22 protein-coding genes are annotated in these 19791 nt (G+C 63.3%); 18 read left to right on the top strand and 4 right to left on the bottom strand.

The window, feature by feature from the left end; genetic code table 11:
* Positions 1-168 precede the first annotated feature (168 nt).
* Positions 169-528, top strand: coding sequence for a DUF655 domain-containing protein (locus JWQ90_RS14165; protein ID WP_299695301.1), 360 nt, complete (start codon positions 169-171; stop codon positions 526-528).
* Between the two features lie 62 nt (positions 529-590).
* On the opposite strand, the gene JWQ90_RS14160 is transcribed toward JWQ90_RS14165, so the two are convergent.
* Positions 591-1430, bottom strand: a complete 840-nt coding sequence (locus JWQ90_RS14160; protein ID WP_299695299.1) for a glutaminyl-peptide cyclotransferase — start codon at positions 1428-1430, stop codon at positions 591-593.
* Between the two features lie 91 nt (positions 1431-1521).
* On the opposite strand from JWQ90_RS14160, the gene JWQ90_RS14155 reads away from it, so the two are divergent.
* The 13 genes from JWQ90_RS14155 to JWQ90_RS14095 all read left to right on the top strand — a co-directional run bounded on the left by JWQ90_RS14155 (position 1522) and on the right by JWQ90_RS14095 (position 14014).
* Positions 1522-1935: a histidine biosynthesis protein HisIE gene (locus tag JWQ90_RS14155; RefSeq protein ID WP_299695296.1), complete on the top strand. Its 414-nt coding sequence runs from the start codon at positions 1522-1524 to the stop codon at positions 1933-1935.
* 184 nt (positions 1936-2119) lie between these two features.
* Complete coding sequence (locus JWQ90_RS14150) at positions 2120-2986, top strand: YicC/YloC family endoribonuclease (protein WP_299695293.1); 867 nt, start codon at positions 2120-2122, stop codon at positions 2984-2986.
* A gap of 92 nt (positions 2987-3078) precedes the next feature.
* Complete coding sequence (gmk, locus tag JWQ90_RS14145; protein ID WP_299695290.1) at positions 3079-3729, top strand: guanylate kinase; 651 nt, start codon at positions 3079-3081, stop codon at positions 3727-3729.
* 44 nt (positions 3730-3773) lie between these two features.
* Positions 3774-4037, top strand: coding sequence for a DNA-directed RNA polymerase subunit omega (gene rpoZ / locus JWQ90_RS14140; protein ID WP_299695304.1), 264 nt, complete (start codon positions 3774-3776; stop codon positions 4035-4037).
* Between the two features lie 150 nt (positions 4038-4187).
* Positions 4188-6182, top strand: coding sequence for a transketolase (gene tkt, locus JWQ90_RS14135; protein ID WP_299695287.1), 1995 nt, complete (start codon positions 4188-4190; stop codon positions 6180-6182).
* A gap of 62 nt (positions 6183-6244) precedes the next feature.
* A complete protein-coding gene (gene gap / locus JWQ90_RS14130) occupies positions 6245-7249 on the top strand; it encodes a type I glyceraldehyde-3-phosphate dehydrogenase (protein ID WP_299695284.1) in 1005 nt (334 codons plus the stop codon).
* Positions 7250-7341: 92 nt separating this feature from the next.
* A complete protein-coding gene (locus JWQ90_RS14125) occupies positions 7342-8739 on the top strand; it encodes a TIGR04222 domain-containing membrane protein (RefSeq protein WP_299695281.1) in 1398 nt (465 codons plus the stop codon).
* A 92-nt stretch (positions 8740-8831) separates the two neighbouring features.
* Positions 8832-10016, top strand: a complete 1185-nt coding sequence (locus tag JWQ90_RS14120) for a phosphoglycerate kinase (protein ID WP_299695278.1) — start codon at positions 8832-8834, stop codon at positions 10014-10016.
* Positions 10017-10101: 85 nt separating this feature from the next.
* Positions 10102-10701, top strand: a complete 600-nt coding sequence (locus JWQ90_RS14115) for a LemA family protein (RefSeq protein WP_299695275.1) — start codon at positions 10102-10104, stop codon at positions 10699-10701.
* A gap of 9 nt (positions 10702-10710) precedes the next feature.
* Complete coding sequence (locus tag JWQ90_RS14110; RefSeq protein WP_299695272.1) at positions 10711-11538, top strand: TPM domain-containing protein; 828 nt, start codon at positions 10711-10713, stop codon at positions 11536-11538.
* Positions 11538-12050 (top strand): TPM domain-containing protein, encoded by a 513-nt coding sequence (locus tag JWQ90_RS14105; RefSeq protein WP_299695269.1) that lies wholly within the window; start codon positions 11538-11540, stop codon positions 12048-12050. The genes JWQ90_RS14110 and JWQ90_RS14105 overlap by 1 nt, the downstream gene beginning before the upstream one ends.
* A 49-nt stretch (positions 12051-12099) precedes the next feature.
* On the top strand, positions 12100-12942 hold the full coding sequence (locus tag JWQ90_RS14100) for a MoxR family ATPase (RefSeq protein ID WP_299695266.1): 843 nt from the start codon (positions 12100-12102) through the stop codon (positions 12940-12942).
* A gap of 4 nt (positions 12943-12946) precedes the next feature.
* The gene (locus JWQ90_RS14095) at positions 12947-14014 is read left to right on the top strand and encodes an NADH:flavin oxidoreductase/NADH oxidase (protein WP_299695263.1); all 1068 of its coding nucleotides are present in this window, start codon (positions 12947-12949) and stop codon (positions 14012-14014) included.
* Positions 14015-14057: 43 nt separating this feature from the next.
* Here JWQ90_RS14095 and JWQ90_RS14090 read toward each other — a convergent pair whose 3' ends face one another.
* Positions 14058-14726 carry a DNA-3-methyladenine glycosylase 2 family protein gene (locus JWQ90_RS14090; RefSeq protein WP_299695260.1) on the bottom strand — a complete coding sequence of 223 codons (669 nt, stop codon included), beginning with the start codon at positions 14724-14726 and terminating at the stop codon, positions 14058-14060.
* A 48-nt stretch (positions 14727-14774) separates the two neighbouring features.
* Between JWQ90_RS14090 and JWQ90_RS14085 the strand changes: the two genes are divergently transcribed.
* The 4 genes from JWQ90_RS14085 (at position 14775) to coq7 (ending at position 17786) form a co-directional block, all read left to right on the top strand.
* Positions 14775-15956 (top strand): VWA domain-containing protein, encoded by a 1182-nt coding sequence (locus tag JWQ90_RS14085; RefSeq protein WP_366919511.1) that lies wholly within the window; start codon positions 14775-14777, stop codon positions 15954-15956.
* Positions 15957-16029: 73 nt separating this feature from the next.
* Positions 16030-16434: an MAPEG family protein gene (locus JWQ90_RS14080; protein WP_299695254.1), complete on the top strand. Its 405-nt coding sequence runs from the start codon at positions 16030-16032 to the stop codon at positions 16432-16434.
* On the top strand, positions 16416-17120 hold the full coding sequence (locus JWQ90_RS14075; RefSeq protein WP_299695251.1) for an ElyC/SanA/YdcF family protein: 705 nt from the start codon (positions 16416-16418) through the stop codon (positions 17118-17120). The genes JWQ90_RS14080 and JWQ90_RS14075 overlap by 19 nt, the downstream gene beginning before the upstream one ends.
* An 18-nt stretch (positions 17121-17138) precedes the next feature.
* Positions 17139-17786 (top strand): 2-polyprenyl-3-methyl-6-methoxy-1,4-benzoquinone monooxygenase, encoded by a 648-nt coding sequence (gene coq7, locus JWQ90_RS14070; RefSeq protein WP_299695249.1) that lies wholly within the window; start codon positions 17139-17141, stop codon positions 17784-17786.
* Positions 17787-17876: 90 nt separating this feature from the next.
* On the opposite strand, the gene JWQ90_RS14065 is transcribed toward coq7, so the two are convergent.
* Together JWQ90_RS14065 and speD are read right to left on the bottom strand one after the other, a co-directional pair.
* Positions 17877-18575, bottom strand: coding sequence for an alpha/beta hydrolase (locus JWQ90_RS14065; RefSeq protein ID WP_299695246.1), 699 nt, complete (start codon positions 18573-18575; stop codon positions 17877-17879).
* A gap of 118 nt (positions 18576-18693) precedes the next feature.
* Positions 18694-19509, bottom strand: coding sequence for an adenosylmethionine decarboxylase (gene speD / locus JWQ90_RS14060; protein WP_299695243.1), 816 nt, complete (start codon positions 19507-19509; stop codon positions 18694-18696).
* Positions 19510-19791: the final 282 nt, after the last annotated feature.

Genomic DNA, 19791 nt, shown 5'->3' with positions numbered 1-19791 from the left:
ACACGGAAGTGAAACGACTCAGCGCCGATGATAGTGTGGCAATGACCATGCGAGAGTAGGACACTGCCAGGCTCTTAATACCCCAACCCTCAACGCACACCCGTTGAGGGTTTTTTTTGCGATTTTTTCGTCCGCAGTGTGACTCCGGGCACGAATCGAGGTTTCCATGTGATCCGCTGCACAGGTTTTTTGCTGCTATTCGACCAATCTGACGATGCCGCAATTCGCGGTCTAGCAGGGGTTGTCGAAATGAAAAGGGAACTGTTGAGCATTCGGCGTTGGATTCTGGCTTTGACGCTCGTAATGTTTTCAAGCCTCGGTTGGGCGTCCGTCAACATCAACACGGCCGACGCCAAAACCATCGCAAAAGAGCTGGATGGCGTCGGCGACGCGATGGCTTCTGTGATCATCAAGGAACGGGAAAAGGCGCCGTTCACCAGCATCGAGGACGTGGATAAGCGAGTGAAAGGCTGGGGCAAGAAGACCAGCGAGAAAAACAAGGACAAGATCAAGTTCGCTGAAAAGTAGCTGCAGCAATGGCGAGTGCGATCGACTCAGACGATATGGGGTCGATCGCCTCCCAACGTCGGCTAACGGGGCGAGAGCTCTATCTCGAACAACTTCGGCCAGCATTTTCCGGTTATGAAGAAATGGCCCGAGCTTTCGTCGAACGCGATGCCGTTCAATACATGCTCTTCGGCGCGCCAACTCGCAGCTTCTTCAAAGAGTGAAGGCAGCTTGCTGAAATCCACCCAGGCGCGCACTTGACCGGTGCCTGTTTGAATCACTGCAATTCTCGGGCTCATCCAGACGTTGGCGTAAATCTCACCGCGGGCATACTCCAACTCGTTGAGGTGCTCGACCGGAGATCCAGCCTCCGTGACGCTAATGCTGCCGGTCTCCTTCAAGGACACAGGGTCCAGCTGATAGAGCTTTGAACTGCCGTCACTCATTAACAGGCGCTCGCCGCCCAGGGTTGGCATGTGGGTGAGACCCCAACCTTCACGTGGAAGGCTGAATCGACGCCTTTCCTTGAGACCCCGATCGAAAACGAAGCCGAGGCCTTCGCGCCAGGTGAGAACGAAGATCTGATCCCTCAGGACGGTCAGCCCCTCGCCGAATACCGACTTGGGCAGGGGTGTTTGACGGGTGATTGCTCCCCGTCGCAGGTCCTTGACGAAAATCCGCGATTCGCCGTACCCGCCAGCACTCTCGAAAAGCTGCCCGTCGCTGATTTCCAGCCCTTCGGTGAAGCTCTGCATATCGTGTGGATACTCGGCCACGATGCGGTAGCTGAGCACCGGCGTATTCTCCGCAGCGACAGCGCTGGCGGAAAAAATGAGCAGGGTGGCGATCGCCGTCCCCTGGAAACCCCTTACAAGCCCTCGGAATGCAAAGGATTGTGATAGAGGATTGACTTTTCTAGCCAAGTGCGTAAAGTTCCAAAATAGCGAAGAATGGGTTCTTCGTTAGCTTAATCTCAACAATGCTGGAACGTCTTTATAGACGGAGGATAGACACATGGCGGTGAAATCCAAAGCGGCGAAGAAGTCCTCGGCAAAGAAGGCGTCTAAGAAGATCGCCAAGAAGGCCGTGAAGAAAGTTGCCAAGAAGGCAGCTCCGAAGAAGGCCACTAAAAAGGCCGTGAAGAAGCTTGCCAAGAAGGCAGCTCCGAAGAAGGTGACGAAAAAAGTTGCCAAGAAGGCCACCAAGAAGGCCGCCCCGAAAAAGGCTGCCAAAAAGGTCGCCAAGAAGACCAGCGTCAAGAAGGTTGCCAAAAAGGCTGTCAAGAAGGCCAAGGTCTCCGTCAAGAAGCTGGTCGCCAAGGCCAAGGGTGCTGCCAAGAAGACCCGCAAGGCTATCAAAAAGGTCGTCGCACCGGTCGTTGCGCCGTCCGAACCGGCCCTTGCTCCGGCACCGACTCCGATCGTCTAAGTTCGCGAGCGGTTCCGCCGCCCGCAATTAGCACCGCCAAAGATGCCCGGACTGATCATCGTCCGGGTTGCTTTGTCATCGGAATCAAGGGGTCGTCGGCGGTCGTCGGCGCGCTTTACACTATGTCGATGGCTCCGGGCTCCCCGGAGTGAAGTCGACAGGTGGCGCCGATGGACGGGATTTCATGATCCGCAGCATGACGGGCTATGCCCGCTCCGAATCGCAGGGCCCTTGGGGGCGCCTGAGTTGGGAGATGCGCGGGGTCAATCATCGTTATCTCGACCTGCAGTTCAAGCTGCCGGACGATTTCCGCTCCCTGGAAAACGAATTTCGCAATCAAGCGACGGCACATGTTGCCCGTGGCAAGGTCGAATGCGGTCTGCGCTACCAGCGCGAAGCGGCCGCCGGTGGCTCGATCTCGATCGATGAAACCCGCCTGCTCGACGTTCGGGCAGCGCTGGGTCTAATCTCGCAGACGCTCACGGCCGTTGCCCTGCCCGATGCGCTCAAGGTGCTGTCTTATCCTGGCGTTACCCGGGAAGAGTCGCTCGATACCGCGCCGATGTTGAAAGCGGCACGGGTATTGTTCGACGAAACCCTCAAGGACTTCACCGACACTCGCACCCGCGAAGGCCAGCGGCTGGGCGAATTCCTGGTCGAGCGCTGCGACGCGCTGCAAGTTCTGGCCGCCCACGTCCGGGACCGCTATGCACAGGTTCGCGGCCTATGGTGGGAGCGCATGCGCGGCCGGGCTCGCGAACTGGGCGTTGAAGTGGATCCCCTGCGGCTCGAACAGGAATTGGTTATTGTGTTGCAACGCCTTGATGTAGAGGAAGAAATATCCAGACTGCTATCACATCTGCTGGAGGTTCGCGCCACGCTGGATCGTCCTGAGCCGGTGGGCCGCCGCCTTGATTTCCTGATGCAGGAACTCAATCGCGAAGCCAATACCCTGTCGTCCAAGTCCCAGGATGCCGAGATGACACGCCATGCCGTCGAGATGAAAGTCAGTATCGAGCAGATGCGCGAACAGGTGCAGAACATCGAGTGATTGTGCGGACTCCTGCCCTCTTTCGGTGAGCCGGGTTTAACCTCAAACTGCGCCGCCTGCGCGCTGCGTATCGCCAAAACCGAGCTTTTTCTGTGACCCTTTCTCCGTCGTTCCCCGGTGGCCTTTTTATTCTTTCCGCGCCCTCGGGTGGCGGCAAGACCAGCCTCAGCCGGGCACTGCTACCGTATTTGGCGGCCCACGGTGTCGATGCCGAGATCTCGGTGTCGTACACCACGCGGGCGCCGCGTCCGGGCGAGCAGCATGGGGTTCACTACCATTTTGTCGACGGCCCGGGTTTCGGCGCCATGGCGCAAGCCAACGAATTCCTGGAGCACGCCGAGGTTTTCGGCCGCCGCTATGGTACGGGCCGGGCGCGGACCCAGGCGCTGCTCGATGCGGGGCAGGACGTGATTCTGGATATTGACTGGCAGGGTGCGCGCCAGGTGCGCAAGCAGGTGCCGGGCGTGACCAGTATCTTTATCCTGCCGCCGTCGGCCGCCGAACTGGAACGCCGGCTGCGTTCGCGTGGCACCGACAGTGACGAGGTGATCGCCGGGCGTATGGCGGCCGCGCGTCAAGAGATGTCGCACCACGACGAGTACGACTATCTGGTGATCAACCGCGATTTCGATCGGGCGGTTGCGGAACTGGGCTCGATTCTGCTGGCGCCGCGCCTGCTGGCGGCGCGGCAGCGTAAAGGGCATGCGGCTCTACTCGAGGATTTGCTGGCCTCGCCGGGTTGAATCGGCTAAACTCGCCGCCCTTTTCCGCTGCCCGGGTTGCCAATATGGCCCGCGTTACTGTTGAAGATTGCCTCGATAAGATCCCGAATCAGTTCGAACTGACCCTGGTCGCCGCCAAGCGCGCCCGTCAGCTCGCCCGTGGCGCCGAAGCCCGGCTGCCCTGGGGCAACCACAAGTCCACCGTGTTGTCGCTGCGCGAAATCGCCGACGGCTATGTCGGCAAAGACGTGCTCGCCGAGCAGGACCTGCCGGCAATCCAGCAGCCGAAGGTCGACCTCGAGCCGCTCGACGCCAGTTTCGACCTCTGATTCTTTGGCGGTGCAGCGGCGCGAAGGGGCCGGCCTTGTTGCCGGCCCTGTTGTTTCCGCGGCTGTGTCTCCGACTGTGACGTTTTTGTCGTCTTGCTGAGTCCCAGTCCATCCGGGGACAATGGCGCCCGTTTTCCTTCTTTGAGCGCAATGCCCACACGTCTCGAACTCGCCAACGCGATCCGCGCCCTCTCGATGGACGCGGTGCAGAAAGCCAACTCCGGCCACCCTGGCATGCCGATGGGCATGGCCGATATCGCCGAAGTGTTGTGGAACGATTTCCTCTCGCATCACCCGGCTGACCCGAAGTGGTTCAACCGCGATCGTTTCGTCGTCAGCAATGGCCACGGCTCGATGCTGCTGTATTCGCTGCTGCACCTGACCGGTTACGGCCTGACGATCGACGATCTGAAAAACTTCCGTCAGCTGAAGAGCAAGACGCCGGGTCATCCCGAACAGTACGTCACCGCCGGCGTCGAAACCACGACCGGCCCGCTCGGCCAGGGCCTGGCCAACGCGGTCGGCATGGCGATCGCCGAAAGCGTGCTCGGCTGGCAGTTCAATCGCGACGGCTTTCCGGTTGTTGACCACTACACCTACGTGTTCGCTGGCGACGGCTGCCTGATGGAAGGCATCAGCCACGAAGCCTGCTCGCTGGCCGGCACGCTGGGCCTGGGCAAGCTGATCGTGTTCTATGACGACAACAACATCTCGATCGACGGCGAAGTGCATGACTGGTTCGCCGACGACACGCCGGGCCGCTTCGAAGCCTACGGCTGGCAGGTGGTGCGCAAGGTCAACGGCCACGATCCGGCCGAGATCAAGCTCGCCATCGAAACCGCACGCGCGTCCAGGGACAAGCCGACGCTGATCTGCTGCAAGACGATCATCGGCTGGGGCTCGCCGAACAAGGCTGGCAAGGAATCCGCGCACGGCTCGCCGCTGGGCGCGGACGAAATCGCCAAGACCCGCGAACAGCTGGGCTGGACGCATCCGCCGTTCGAAATCCCGCAGGACATTCGCGACGGCTGGAACACGAAAGAGAAGGGCGCGACCGCGCAGCGCGTCTGGAACGCGTTGTTCGACCGCTATGCCGCCGAGTATCCGAAAGAAGCCGCGGAGCTGCGTCGTCGCATCGACGGAAAACTGCCGGAAAACTGGGCTGAAACCGTAGCCCAGCTGCACGCGAGCTTCCTTGCCGTCGACAAGCCGGTCGCTACTCGCAAAAGCTCGCAGAACGCGCTCAACCTGATCGCGCCGCGGTTGCCGGAATTCCTCGGCGGCTCTGCCGATCTCACCGATTCCAACCTGACCCGATGGGAAGGCGCGCTGACCAGCAAACCGGCCCGCGTGTTCGGCAACTACATTTCCTACGGCGTGCGCGAATTCGGCATGGCCGCGGCCATGAACGGCATGCTGCTGCACGGTGGCCTGATCCCGTTCGGCGGCACTTTCCTGGTGTTCTCGGACTACTCGCGCAATGCGGTGCGCATGGCGGCGCTGATGAAGATCGGCGTGATTCACGTTTTCACGCACGACTCGATCGGCCTGGGCGAAGACGGCCCGACCCACCAGCCGGTCGAGCATGTTTCGGCGCTGCGCCTGATTCCGAATCTGGAAACCTGGCGGCCGGCCGACGCCTTCGAAACCGCGATCGCCTGGCAGGCGGCCGTCGAGCGGCGTAACGGCCCGACCGCGCTCGCGCTGTCGCGCCAGAATCTGCCGCCGCAGCCACATCCGGCCGGCCAGGCGGAACAGATCCTGCGTGGCGGTTATGTGGTGCATGAACCGCTTGGCGCGTTCGAGGCGATCATCATCGCGACCGGCTCGGAGGTTTCGATCGCGGTCGACGCGGCCAGGAAATTAGCCGATGGCGGTCACGCGGTTCGCGTCGTGTCGATGCCCTGCGCCGAGCGCTTCCTTAAGCAGGACGCGGCTTATCGCGCGAGCTTGCTGCCGAAAGGCTCGAAGCGCCTCGCCGTCGAAGCCGGCGTCACTCAGTACTGGCGCGGCTTCGTCGGCGACGACGGCGATGTGATCGGAGTCGACAGCTTCGGCGAGTCGGCGCCGGCGCCGGCGCTGTTCGAGCACTTCGGGCTCACGGTTTCCAATATCGTTTCGCGAGTCCAGGCGCTGTTGGGCTGAGCATCGCTCCAACATTCGTTGACCCATTCGTTCAGTGTTCAGCTAACAAAGAGGATCGAGACATGGCAGTGAAAGTAGGCATCAACGGCTTCGGCCGCATCGGCCGCAACGTGCTCCGTGCCGCGGTGCAGAACTTCGGCGGCGACATCGAAATCGTCGCGATCAACGACCTGTTGGAGCCCGACTATCTCGCCTACATGCTCAAGTACGATTCCGTGCATGGCCACTTCAAGGGCGATATCGCCATCGAAGGCGGCGCGCTGCTGGTCAACGGATCGAGGATCCGCCTGACCCAGGAACGCGACCCGGCCAACCTGAAGTGGGCCGAGGTCGGTGCCGACGTCGTCATCGAGTCCACCGGTCTGTTTCTGGACAAGGTCACCGCGCAGAAGCATCTCGACGCCGGCGCGAAGAAGGTGATCCTGTCGGCGCCGTCGAAAGACGACACCCCCATGTTCGTGTTCGGCGTCAACTGCAAGACCTATGCTGGCCAGGCGATCATCTCCAACGCCTCGTGCACCACCAACTGTCTGGCGCCGCTGGCCAAGGTGATCCACGACAAGTGGGGCATCAAGCGCGGCCTGATGACCACGGTGCACGCCACTACCGCGACGCAGAAGACCGTCGACGGCCCGAGCAGCAAGGACTGGCGCGGCGGCCGCGGCATTCTCGAGAACATCATTCCGTCGAGCACCGGCGCGGCCAAGGCCGTCGGCGTGGTGATCCCGTCACTGAACAAGAAGCTCACCGGCATGTCGTTCCGCGTGCCGACTTCCGACGTCTCCGTGGTCGACCTGACCGCCGAGCTTGAGAAGGAGGCGACTTATGAAGAGATCAAGGCCGAAATGAAGGCGCAGTCCGAGGGCGCGCTCAAGGGCATCCTCGGCTACACCGAAGACAAAGTCGTCGCCACCGATTTCCGCGGCGACGCGCGCACCTCAATCTTCGACGCCGACGCCGGCATCGCGCTGGACAAGACCTTCGTGAAGTTGGTCAGCTGGTACGACAACGAGTGGGGCTACTCCAACAAGTGCCTGGAAATGGTGCGTGTGGTTGCCGGCAAGTAAGCTGCCCGCGTCATACCGTAAACAAAAATCCCCGCTTCGGCGGGGATTTTTGTTTACGGCCGCGGCAGAATGAAGGTGAAAACGGAGTTGCCATGAGCGCGTCCGACAGTCGTTTCGAGTCGCCGCAGGATTTTTCGAAAGACGATCCCTGTTGGCAGCGGCTGCAGGGCTATTTCGACGCCTGGCCCGAGTTCGTGCCGCGGCTGATGGACAAGCAGGGCTGGACGCAGTCGTTCGCGCGCCAAGCCTTGATCGAATACCTGCGCTATTGCTGGCTGAGTGTGCACAGCGAGTCTGCGCTCAGTCCCAGCGACACGGTCGACCAGGTTTGGCATCAGCACCTCCAGTACACGCGCGACTACTGGCAGCGGTTCTGTCCGCAGTTTCTCGGCCGTCCGCTGCATCACGAACCCGGCGAACCGGGCCGTCCTGCAGGTGAGCGGTATCGCGCCCAGTACGCCGAAACCCTCGCGAGCTATCAGCGCTGCTTCGGTCTACCGCCGGCGGTGTTCTGGCCCGCGGCGGGGCGGGGTCCGCGCTATCGGATCGTTGAAGTCCAACAACGCCTGCCGGGACGCTGGCGAGCAGCCGTCGCGCCGTCCGCGCTTACGGTGGCCGTGGTCGCAGCGCCCTCGGCGATGGCAGGCGCCCTGGGTCCCCTGGACTGGAGCGGCTCCGCTTTCCTCGGCCTGTTCCTGCCGCTCGTGGCCATCGCGATCTTCGCGGCTCAGCTGCTGCGCTGGCTGTTGCGTCGGAGCGACGGTGCCGCCAACCCGGTGAATCTCACGGCGCTGGAGCTGGCCTATCTCGCTGGCGGCCGATCGCGGATGATGGACGCGGCCATCGCCGAGCTGCTGGCCAGCGGCATCGTCAGCTGGGACGCCGCCGTCGGTCTGAAGGTCGGCGCCGATCCCGCCGGCCTGACGCCGGAACTGCGGGCCGTGGCGAACATGATCCGGCTGGAGCCCAAGCCTGCGCGATTGGCCCGCAAGCTCGGGCCTGCGCTGCGGCCGGTGCAGGCCTCGCTCGAACGCCGCGGCCTGATCCTCGGCGCTGCGGCGATCTGGCGCCGACAGTGGCTGTCGGCGGCGATTCCTGCTGCACTTTGCGCCTACGGTATCGCGAAGATCGCCATCGGCATGTCGCGGCACAAGCCAGTCGACATTCTGGTCGTGCTCTGCATCGTGCTCGCCGTCTATGCACTGGTCCTACTGTTCCGTCGCCCGCTGCGCAGCTGGAACGGCGACGCCGCGCTGCAGCAGGCCCGCCGTACGCACACCGCGGCAATGCGGGTGCCACGCGCGTCGGACCTGGGCCTCGCGGTCGCGTTGCTCGGCACCGGCGCGATGGCCGGCTCGACCTACGCTGCCTATCACGAGGCGCGGCGATCCCCGGACTCCGGCGACGGCGGTTCCTCCTCCTGTAGCAGTGGCGGCGGTGATGGTGGCGGCAGTGGAGGTTGCGGCGGTTGCGGTGGTGGAGGCGACTGAAGGGTACTCCGCCGTTGCGGCAATTCCCGTGGCGCGCGTTTGCCCTTAGGCTGGGAGGCTCAACAGCCGCCCCGAACCCAAGCTCAGATCCCATGCAATTCAAAAAACTCGCCGACCTTGATCTCAAGAACCAGCGCATCTTCATTCGCGCCGACCTCAACGTGCCGCAGGACGATGCCGGCAACATCACCGAGGACACGCGCATCCGCGCGTCGATTCCGGGCATTCAGCTCGCTTTGAAGAAAGGCGCGGCGGTGATGGTCACCAGTCATCTCGGCCGTCCGACCGAAGGTGAGTTCAAGCCCGCCGATTCATTGGCGCCGATCGCCAGGCGCATGAGCGAACTGCTGGGCCAGGAAGTGAAGCTGATCCAGAACTGGGTCGACGGAGGCTTCGTCGTGAAGCCGGGCGAAGTCGTGCTGCTGGAGAATTGCCGCTGCAACAAGGGCGAAAAGAAAAACAGCGAAGAGCTTGCATCGAGGATGGCGAAGCTCTGCGACGTCTATGCGAACGACGCCTTCGGCACCGCGCATCGCGCCGAAGCGACCACGCATGCGCTCGCGCTCGCTGCGCCGGTCGCCTGCGCCGGCCCGCTGCTGGCGGCTGAGCTCGAAGCCCTCGGCGCCGCACTGCTGAATCCGAAACGTCCGCTGGTCGCGATCGTTGGTGGCTCCAAGGTCTCAACCAAGCTGACGATACTCGACGCGCTCGCCGACAAGGTCGACCAGCTCGTGGTCGGCGGCGGTATCGCCAATACCTTCCTGCTCGCCGCCGGCAAGCCGATCGGCAAATCGCTGGCTGAAAAAGATCTGGTGCCGGAGGCCCGGCGCATTATCGACAAGCTCGCCGCGCGCGGCGCCTCGGTGCCGATCCCGACCGATGTCATCGTCGCCAAGACTTTCTCGGCCGATGCGACCGCGACGGTCAAGGCGGCGGAAGATGTGGCCGAAGACGATCTGATTCTCGACATCGGCCCGAAGACCTCGGCGCTGCTGGCGGACCTGATGGCCAAGGCCGGCACGATTGTCTGGAATGGGCCTGTAGGCGTCTTCGAGTTCGAAGCCTTCGCCGGTGGCACCCAGGCACTGGCCGAAGCGATCGCCAAATCCAGCGCCATGTCGATCGCCGGCGGCGGTGACACCGTTGCCGCAATCGCCAAGTTCGGCATCGAGAAAGACGTGGGTTACATCTCCACGGCCGGCGGCGCGTTCCTGGAATTCCTCGAAGGCAAGAAGCTGCCGGCGGTCGAAGCGCTGGAGCAGCGCGCCAAGGGCTGAGGCCCGACCCTCAACATCACTTGGAATCACCAGGCCGCGCCCCCATAGTCCGGGTGTGCGGCTTTATTCTGTGCGAGGAAGGGAAATGAAAAAGCTTTGGATGATGTCGGTTGCGGTGCTGCTGGCCGTTAGCTTGTCCGGCTGCGGCTACAACAAGATTCAGCAGCAGGACGAAGCGGTTACTGCGTCCTGGTCCGAGGTGCTGAACCAATATCAGCGCCGTGCCGATCTGGTGCCGAACCTGGTCAACACCGTAAAGGGCTACGCCCAGCAGGAAGAAAAAGTGCTGACCGAAGTCACCGAGGCACGTGCGCGTGTCGGCGGCATCAACGCGACGCCCGAACTGGTCAACGATCCGGCGGCGTTCGAGAAATTCCAACAGGCGCAGGGCCAGCTGACTTCGGCGCTGTCGCGCCTGCTGGTCGTTACCGAAAATTATCCGAACCTGAAATCCGACGCCGCGTTCCGCGATCTGCAGGCGCAGCTCGAAGGCACGGAGAATCGCATCGCAGTCGCGCGCAAGCGCTATATCGAAGCCGTGCAGACCTACAACGTCACGATCCGCTCGTTCCCGAGCAACCTGACCGCGAAGCTGTTCGGCAACAGCGTCAAGCCCAACTTCAAGGTCGAGAACGAGGCGCAGATCGCCAAGCCGCCGCAGGTGGATTTCGGCAAGCCCGAATAAGGCAGCGCCGTGTTTTTCCGCCGATGGCTGATGCTCGCGGCGCTGCTGGCCGCGATGTCGGCCGCGGCGCAGATTGCGGTGCCTGCGCTGAAGGCGCATGTCACGGACACCACCGGCACGCTGACGAGTAGCGAAGAGCAGGCGCTGGACAGCAAGCTCGCTGCGTTCGAGCAGCGCAAGGGAAGCCAGATCGCGGTGCTGATCGTGCCGACGACCGGCGATGAGACCATCGAGCAATACGGCATCCGCGTCGCCGAAGCCTGGAAGCTCGGCCGCAAGAGTGTCGACGATGGCGTGATCCTGCTGGTCGCCAAGGACGATCGCGCGCTGCGCATCGAAGTCGGCTACGGCCTCGAAGGTGCGGTGCCGGATGTAATCGCCAAACGCATCATCAGCGAGACGATCACGCCCTACTTCCGCAATGGCGATTTCTACACCGGCATTTCCGCCGGCGTCGATGCAATGATCAAAGTGGTCGACGGCGAGCCGCTGCCGGAACCCTCCCGCGAGCGCTCGCATGGCGCGCGTCAGCTGCAGATTTCACCGCTGGGTGTGCTCGCGGTGATCATCGGCGTGATCGTCGGCTTCGTCGTCCGCTTCTCCAGCAACCGCGTCGCCGGTGCCGGCACCGCGCTGATCGTGTCCGGCATTATCGCGGCGCTGCTGATCGGTCTGGCCGGCGCGCTGATCTATGCGGCCTTCGCCTTCATCTTCGTCATCGGCGGCGCCGAAGCCGTGCTTTACGGCATGCTCAGCGGTGGTGGTGGCCGCGGCGGCGGTGGTTTCAGCGGTGGGGGCGGCGGATTCGGCGGCGGCGGCGCTTCGGGGAGATGGTGATGACATCCGCAAGCAAAGGCTCGCGTTTCTGGCGTCATCTGTTCGCTGGCGCCTGGAAGACGCGCCGTGATTTCCCCGCTGCGGTGCTGGCCGAGGTCGAGGCCGCGACGAAGCGTTGCGAAAGCCTGCATCCCGGCGAGATCCGCTTCATCGTCGAAGGCGCCCTGCCGATCGCCAGCGTGCTGGCCGGCATCACGCCGCGCCAGCGTGCGGTCGAGCTGTTCGCGCATTACGGCGTCTGGGACACCGAACACAACAACGGCGTGCTGATTTACGTGCTGCTGGCCGATCGCGATGTCGAGATCGTCGCCGATCGCGGCGTCGCCGGCGGCCGTGTGCCGCAATCCGAATGGGAAAGCTGCTGCCGGATCATGGAGACGCATTTCGGCGCCGGCCGCTTCGGCGAAGGCTCGATCGCCGGCATCGAGGCGGTCGTCGCGGTGCTCGCCCGGTACCCGCCGGACCGGGCCGATGTCGGCGACGAACTGCCGAACACGCCGATCGTCATTTAGACTGCGGTATCGCTGAGGTACCGCTGGGCTATACAAACGAGGATCTGCCGTGCGCTTTGAAGGAACCGAAAACTACGTCGCCACCGACGATCTGACGATGGCGGTCAACGCCGCCGTGACGCTGGGACGGCCGCTGCTGGTCAAGGGCGAGCCGGGCACCGGCAAGACCCAGCTGGCGCGCGAAGTGTCCAAGGCGTTGAACCGGCCGTTCCTCGACTGGGCGATCAAGTCCACGACCAAGGCGCAGCACGGCCTCTACGAATACGACGCGGTGTCGCGTTTGCGCGATTCGCAGCTCGGCGACGACAAGGTCAAGGACATCGGCAACTACATTATCAAGGGCAAGCTCTGGGAATGTTTCGAGTCCGATCAGCAGCCGGTGTTGCTGATCGACGAGATCGACAAGGCCGACATCGAGTTCCCGAACGATCTGCTGCGCGAGCTCGACCAGATGGAGTTCTACGTCTACGAGACCAAGCAGACGATCCGCGCCAAGCTGCGGCCGGTGATCATCATCACCAGCAATAACGAGAAGGAGCTGCCCGATGCCTTCCTGCGCCGCTGCTTCTTCCACTACATCCGTTTCCCCGAGCGCGACACGATGCAGAAGATCGTCGACGTGCACTTCCCCGACCTGAAGAAGAATCTGGTCAAGGAAGCGATGGAGGTGTTCTTCGGCTTGCGCGATCTGCCGGGCCTGAAGAAGAAGCCCTCGACCTCCGAGCTGCTGGACTGGCTGAAGCTGCTGATGGCCGAGGACATCGATCCTTCGGTGCTGCACGATACCGCGAGCAAAAAGTCGCTGCCGCCGCTGTACGGCGCGCTGCTGAAGAACGAGCAGGATGTGCACCTATTCGAACGTATCGCGTTCATGGCACGCCGCGGTAACTAAAGTCGTGAGCGGTCTGTTCGAGCCTTACAAGTTGCGCGACGTCGCGCTGCGCAATCGGATCGCGGTATCGCCGATGTGCCAATACTCGGCCGTCGACGGCGCGCCGACCGACTGGCACCGCGTGCACCTTGGCAGCCGCGCGATCGGCGGCGCCGGCCTGGTGATCGCGGAAGCGTCCGCGGTCGAAGCTCGCGGCCGCATCTCGCCGGGCGATGCCGGCATCTATCGTGACGAGCACATCGCCGCCTGGACGCCGATCGCGCATTTCATCCGCGAAGCCGGCGCGGTCGCCGGCATCCAGCTCGCGCACGCCGGCCGCAAGGCCAGCGTCGATCTGCCCTGGCGTGGCGGCGCGGCGCTAACGCCGGAGCAGGGCGGCTGGTCGCCGATCGTCGCGCCGAGCGCTCTGCCCTTCGACGTGCCCTACTCGACGCCGCACGCACTGGCGGCTTCGGAATTGCCCGAACTGATCGCCAGTTTCGCGCTCGCCGCGCAGCGCGCGCTGGCTGCCGGTTTCCAGCTGATCGAATTGCACGGCGCGCATGGCTATCTGCTGCACGAATTCATGTCGCCGATCAGCAATCAGCGCAGCGACGCCTACGGCGGCAGCTTCGACAACCGCATTCGGCTGACGCTGGACGTGATCGCTGCGGTGCGCGCGGTCTGGCCCGAGCACCTGCCGTTGCTGCTGCGCATTTCGGCGACCGACTGGGTCGACAGCGGCGGCTGGGATATCGAGCAGAGCATCGAGCTGGCGCGGCGGGTGAAGCCTCTGGGCGTCGATCTGATCGACGTCTCCAGCGGCGGCAATGTGCCGAAGGTGAAGATCCCGATCGGCCCCGGCTATCAGGTGCCGCTGGCGGCCCGCATTCGCCGCGAGGCGGACATTGCCACCGGCGCGGTCGGCATGATCACCGAGGCGCATCAGGCGCAGGCGATCATCGAGTCCGGCGGCGCCGATCTGGTGCTGTTGGCGCGCGAACTGCTGCGTGATCCGTACTGGCCTTATCACGCGGCGAAGACGCTGGGCGTCGAGATTCCGGTGCCGGAGCAGTACCAGCGCGCCTGGTAGCTTGTCTCCTTCCCCCGCAGGCGGTGGAGGGAAACAAGCAAACTCAACCGACTTTCGGCGCCGCCTCCATCGCGCGCCACAGATACCAGCTGGCGATTGACCGATACGGTGCCCAGCGTGCAGCGATGGCCAGTGTCGCCTCGTCGTCAAGCTTTTCGCCGTTGTTGTAGAGCCGGTTGACGCCGTTGCGCAGGCCGACATCGCCGAGCGAGAAAATGTCGAGCCGCGCCAGCGCGAACATCAGGTACATCTCGGCGGTCCAGCGGCCGATGCCGGGCAGCGCGTCGAGCGCCTCGATCGCGGACTCGTCGTCCATGCGGCGCAGCTTCGCAAAGCTGAATTCGCCGCTATGCACGGCCTGGGCGATGCCGATCAGCCATTTGGCCTTGGCGTTGGACAGGCCGGCCGCGCGCAGCAGCGCGTGCTCGGCGTCGATGAAATGCGCCGGCATGAACTTGGCGCCGGCCAGTACCGCGGTGGCGACGCGCGCCTGGATCGTATCGGCGGCCTTCACCGACAGCTGCTGGCTGATGATCGAGGTGCACAGCACGTGGAAAGGATCGCGCCGCGACTGGCCGATGGTGCAGCGGGCGTAGGTTTTGATCAGGCGTTTCATCACCGCGTCGCTTTTGGACAGATGACGTTCCGCGGCGGCCATCTCGTCCGCGCTGATCAACAGCTTGTTCGGCGGCGGGCTCAAGAGCGTGCCCATGATGCGTACAATGCGGTGAACCCGTCGCCACCCGGATCGGTCTGGACCATGCTGTTCTCGTTCTTTTTCACGCTGCGTGCCGCGGGATTGAAAACGGCACTGTCCGAGTTTCTCACCCTGCTTGAAGCGCTGTCCAAGCACGTCGCGATCTTCTCGATCGACGACTTCTATCACCTTGCCCGCGTCACGCTGGTCAAGGACGAGAGCCAGTACGACCGTTTCGACCGTGCATTTGCCGCCTATTTCAAGGGTATCGAGGCGGTGACCGGCGAAGTCTTCGGCGCCGATATTCCGGAAGACTGGCTGCGCAAGCAGGCCGACAAGTTCCTGACCGACGAAGAGAAGGCCAAGATTGCGGCGCTCGGCGGGCTCGACCAGCTGATGGAGACGCTGAAGCAGCGACTCGAAGAACAGAAAGAGCGGCACCAGGGCGGCAACAAATGGATCGGCACCGGTGGCACCAGCCCCTTCGGCAACGGCGGCTACAACCCCGAGGGCGTGCGCATCGGCGGCAGCGGTGGCAACAAGCGCGCGGTCAAGGTCTGGGAGAAGCGCGACTTCCAGAACCTCGACGACAGCGTCGAACTCGGCACCCGCAACATCAAGGTCGCACTGCGGCGGCTGCGCCGCTTCGCGCGCGAAGGTGCGGCCGACCAGCTCGATCTCGACGACACCATCCGCTCGACCGCGCGCAACGCCGGCTATCTCGACATCAAGATGGTCCCGGAGCGCCGCAACGCCGCCAAGGTGCTGCTGTTTCTGGATGTCGGCGGCTCCATGGACCCGCACATCAAGGTCTGCGAAGAGCTGTTCAGCGCGGCCAAGACCGAGTTCAAGCACCTGGAGTATTACTACTTCCACAACTTCATCTACGAGAGTGTGTGGAAGGACAACCACCGCCGTCACGGCGAACGCATCCAGATGTACGACGTGCTGCGCAAATACACGCCGGACTACAAGATCGTGTTCGTCGGCGACGCGGCGATGAGCCCCTACGAGATCGTGCAAGCCGGCGGCAGCGTCGAGCATTGGAACGAGGAAGCCGGCTCGGTGTGGATGCAGCGGCTGATCAATGCCTATCCGCATCTGGTCTGGTTCAATCCCGAGGCGCCGCCGCGCTGGGAGTACACGCCCTCGATCAGCGTGGTGCAGAAGCTGATCGGTGCGGACCGCATGTTCCCGTTGACCCTGGCCGGGCTCGAACAGGGCATGCGGCGGCTCGGACGCTGATGCCTGCAAGGCGTCCGTTACACTAGCGCGCTGCTGGACAGAACTTGAACAAGAATAGCCAGGGGAGACGATCATGAGCGCCATTCACGCTTTGCTGGGATTTGCAGGCTGGACTTTGCTGCTGGTGCTGATCGTGTTCGGCTATCGCGCTGTCCGGTTCCTGACCGGCACCCCGATCAATGCCTGGCCGCGCGGCTCGCGGCCGGCGAACGAGGCCGGTTTCGCCATCCGCGCGGGTGATGCGCATGCGAATGCGGTGGAGAACCTGGTGGTGTTCGGCGCCATCGTGCTCGCGGCGCAGGCGCTGGGACGCGGTGATGCGATCGCACCTTTTGCGATTTGGGTGTTCTATGCCCGTATAGCTCAGAGCCTTGTGCATCTGATCGGCACCAGCCAGCCGCTGGTCTTCGTACGCGCCAGTTTCTGGTCGGTCCAACTCTTCCTCATGCTCTGGATGCTGTGGCAACTCTTCGTCTGAAACGACTGCGGCGCCGGCTCTGGCGCCTGTTCTGGACCGCGCTGATCGCGATCGCGGTGCTGACCCTGCTGGCCAATCGCTGGGTCATCAACAGCACCGACGCCTACGTTTACCGCAATTGGGCGCTGCTGCCGGAGAACGACGTCGGACTGGTGCTCGGCACCAGCCCGTTCACCGGCGGCGGCAAGCCCAACCCGCATTTCTACGGCCGTATCGAGGCCGCCGTGCAGCTGTACCAGATCGGCAAGATCCGGCACATCATCGTCAGCGGCGCGAACCCGGACGAGACCTACAACGAGCCGCGCCAGATGCGCAAGGAGCTGGTCAAGGCCGGCATTCCGGACAATGTCATCACCATGGATTTCGCCGGCCTGCGCACGCTGGATTCCATTACCCGCGCGCACGACGTGTTCGGTCTCGATCGCATCACCGTGATCACCCAGGAATACCACGCGTATCGCGCGGTGTTCATCGGCAAGAAAATCAATATGCGCATCGCCGCCTACGCAGCGCCCGGCCCCGGGCCCGGTTTCCAGCCCTACACCCGCGAAATCTTTGCGCGGGTCAAGGCGGTGCTTGATCTGTTTGTATTGCGCACCCGGCCCAAGTTTCTGGGCGAGCCGCAAAGCATCGATCTGAACAAGAGCGGCAGCGCCGGTAGCGGTGACAGCGGCGGGTCGCGGTGAGTGGCCGATGAGCCGTCCATGAGCCGTGATTACAGCTCTGCCGATCGTCTGCTGATCGGCTTGCAGCAGCGCCTCGCCGGTTTCAATCGGCCGGCGTCGACCGCTGCGATCGTCGCGCCGAGCCCGGCGCGCACCGCGCCGCCCGACGAACTGCTGGACTCCGAGCGCCGCCACGCCGCAGGCCTGATGCGGGTGAATCACGCCGGCGAAGTGTCCGCGCAGGCGCTGTACCGCGGCCAGGCCTTGGTTTCGCGCGATCCCGCTGTGCGTGAGCACCTGCTGCACGCGGCGGACGAAGAGCGAGCGCACCTGCAATGGTGCGAGCAGCGTCTGGCCGAGCTTGGCGAGAAGCCCAGCCTGCTGCAGCCGTTGTGGTATGCGGGATCGTTCGCAATGGGTGCCGCAGCCGGGATCGCCGGTGACCGCTGGAGCCTAGGCTTCGTCGAAGAGACCGAGAAGCAGGTCGCCGAGCATCTGGACGAGCATCTACAGCGTCTGCCGGCGGACGACGCGCGCAGCCGGGCGGTGGTCGAAGCGATGCGCGCTGACGAGCAGCGCCATGGCCAGCAGGCTCGCGATCTCGGCGGCCGCCCCTTACCCCCACCGGTGCGCGGGCTGATGCGTCGCATCGCCAGCGTGATGAAGCAGGCCGCTTACCGCTTGTAGGTCGGCAATCCTTTGCCGACGTGGAAGCTCGCCTATTGGAGCACCACGTCGGCAAGGGATTGCCGACCTACGAGTGAATCGTGCTCCAGATCAGTGGAGCAGCTGCAGCAAGGGCATTCGCGCCGGTTGCGGCTTCACGCGCTCACAAAGCTGCTCCAGCAATTGCAATCCCAGCGGCCACTCCGAGTAGCCCGATTTGGTATTGATGTGGCCGGCCGCGTCCAGCCGCACGAAGTCGCTGCCCCAACGGTCGGCCCAGGCCTGGGCCTTCTCGAACGGCATCCAGGGATCGTTGGTGCTGGCGACCACCGTGGTCGGGAAGTCGATCGTGTGCTGGGGTAGCTTGTCTTCGACACGGAAGCGCGCCGGATCGGCTGGCGCCACCAGCAGCGCGCCGGCGATCAGATTGCTCTGGAACACCGAGGCGCGGACCGTCGCCAGGCAGCCGAAGCTGTGCGCGACGATCACGACCGGCTCATTGGCAGTGATCGCAGTCTCGACCACCTTGCGCGACCAGCGCTCCAGGTTGGGCCAGGTCCAGTCGTCCTGCTCGACGCGGGTGAAGCGCGGATGCTGGCGCTGCCAGGCCGACTGCCAATGATCCGGGCCGCTGCCGAACAGCCCGGGGGCCATCAGAACCCGAACCCCGGCAAAGCGCGCGCCGCCGACGTCAACCAGGGGCTGGGCGTCCGGAGCGACCTCGCGATTGCGGTCGCCGACCGTTTTGCGGCTGTCGTTGCGGGTCTGCGTCGGGACCCGCGCTGGGCGGGCAAGGGCTTGAATCGGCATCACGTTCTCCTGGTCCGCAACCCGTGCTGCGGTGCGATCACCTTAGGCAGAACGTGCTTAACGGAAAAGGAATATAAAAATCTTTGCCGGTTACAAACCGATATAAACCGAGACGTTTTTAGTGCTGGATCAACCGTCCGTAGAAGATTTCCATGATCTCGTGATCGACGCGCTCGCTGATGCGCTTGGCATCGCGCGGCGGCAGCTCCGCGGCACCTTCGCCGAACAGATAAGTGTCGAGATCGAGCTCCTTGAGGCGCATCTTGGTGTGGAAGATGTTCTCCTGGTAGACGTTGACGTCGACCATGTTGTAGCGCTCGCGCAGGCTCTTGCTGATGAAGTTTTGAATCGAGTCGACGTTGTGGTCGATGAAGTGCTTCATGCCGCGCACATTGCGGGTGAAGCCGCGCACGCGGTAATCCATCACCACGATGTCGCTCTCGAAGCTCTTGATCAGGTAGTTCAAGGCCTTCAACGGCGAAATCTTGCCGCAGGTGCTGACGTCGATGTCCGCGCGGAAGGTGCTGATGCCGGCGTCCGGATGCGTTTCCGGATACGTGTGCACGGTGATGTGGCTCTTATCCAGATGCGAGACCACCGAGTCCTTGGTAATGACAGTGCCCGGCTCGGGCATGCCCGGTGTCGGCAGGCCGTCGAGATGGCCTTCTGAGATCAGCATGGTTACCGATGCGCCCTGCGGGTCATAGTCCTGGCGGGCGACGTTGAGCACATTGGCTCCGATGATGTCGGCGACCTCGGTCAGAATCGCGGTCAGGCGCTCGGCGTTGTAGGCCTCGTCGATGTACTCGATGTATTCCTGCTGATGCTGCGGGCTGCGCGCATAGCAGATGTCATAAATATTAAAGCTCAGCGTCTTGGTCAGGTTGTTGAACCCGAGGAGCTTGAGCTTGGGATTATTGGTCGGTTTGGCCACGCAAGGATCCCCGAAGAGATGAAGAAATAAAGAAGGGACCGCGTGCAAACCCGCACGCGAAGGGGCGACATTATGCGGGAATTCGATGACAGGGGCGCGTCGGCCGCACGGCCTGTTTCCGCAGGGCGGATAGCGACCCCAATGGCACTACTTTAGGAAGAAAATCCCCTCTCCCGCTTGCGGGAGAGGGTGGCGCGGAGCGCCGGGTGAGGGGCTTCTTCCCGCCGAACAGCCCCTCATCCGCCCCTTCGGGGCAGCATCGAACGCAAGCGGGAGAAGGGA

Origin of the sequence: Hydrocarboniphaga sp. (assembly GCF_028291725.1) — a bacterium.
Lineage (GTDB): Bacteria > Pseudomonadota > Gammaproteobacteria > Nevskiales > Nevskiaceae > Hydrocarboniphaga.
This window is presented reverse-complemented; position numbering and strand designations above follow the sequence as displayed.

Coding starts and splice junctions, on each gene's coding strand:
- JWQ90_RS14105 (WP_299695269.1), top strand. CDS start 11,538: ATGACATCCGCAAGCAAAGGCTCGCGTTTCTGGCGTCATCTGTTCGCT.
- gap (WP_299695284.1), top strand. CDS start 6,245: ATGGCAGTGAAAGTAGGCATCAACGGCTTCGGCCGCATCGGCCGCAAC.
- JWQ90_RS14080 (WP_299695254.1), top strand. CDS start 16,030: ATGAGCGCCATTCACGCTTTGCTGGGATTTGCAGGCTGGACTTTGCTG.
- JWQ90_RS14085 (WP_366919511.1), top strand. CDS start 14,775: ATGCTGTTCTCGTTCTTTTTCACGCTGCGTGCCGCGGGATTGAAAACG.
- JWQ90_RS14090 (WP_299695260.1), bottom strand. CDS start 14,726: ATGGGCACGCTCTTGAGCCCGCCGCCGAACAAGCTGTTGATCAGCGCG.
- JWQ90_RS14065 (WP_299695246.1), bottom strand. CDS start 18,575: ATGCCGATTCAAGCCCTTGCCCGCCCAGCGCGGGTCCCGACGCAGACC.
- JWQ90_RS14125 (WP_299695281.1), top strand. CDS start 7,342: ATGAGCGCGTCCGACAGTCGTTTCGAGTCGCCGCAGGATTTTTCGAAA.
- rpoZ (WP_299695304.1), top strand. CDS start 3,774: ATGGCCCGCGTTACTGTTGAAGATTGCCTCGATAAGATCCCGAATCAG.
- tkt (WP_299695287.1), top strand. CDS start 4,188: ATGCCCACACGTCTCGAACTCGCCAACGCGATCCGCGCCCTCTCGATG.
- coq7 (WP_299695249.1), top strand. CDS start 17,139: ATGAGCCGTGATTACAGCTCTGCCGATCGTCTGCTGATCGGCTTGCAG.
- JWQ90_RS14120 (WP_299695278.1), top strand. CDS start 8,832: ATGCAATTCAAAAAACTCGCCGACCTTGATCTCAAGAACCAGCGCATC.
- JWQ90_RS14155 (WP_299695296.1), top strand. CDS start 1,522: ATGGCGGTGAAATCCAAAGCGGCGAAGAAGTCCTCGGCAAAGAAGGCG.
- JWQ90_RS14115 (WP_299695275.1), top strand. CDS start 10,102: ATGAAAAAGCTTTGGATGATGTCGGTTGCGGTGCTGCTGGCCGTTAGC.
- JWQ90_RS14150 (WP_299695293.1), top strand. CDS start 2,120: ATGATCCGCAGCATGACGGGCTATGCCCGCTCCGAATCGCAGGGCCCT.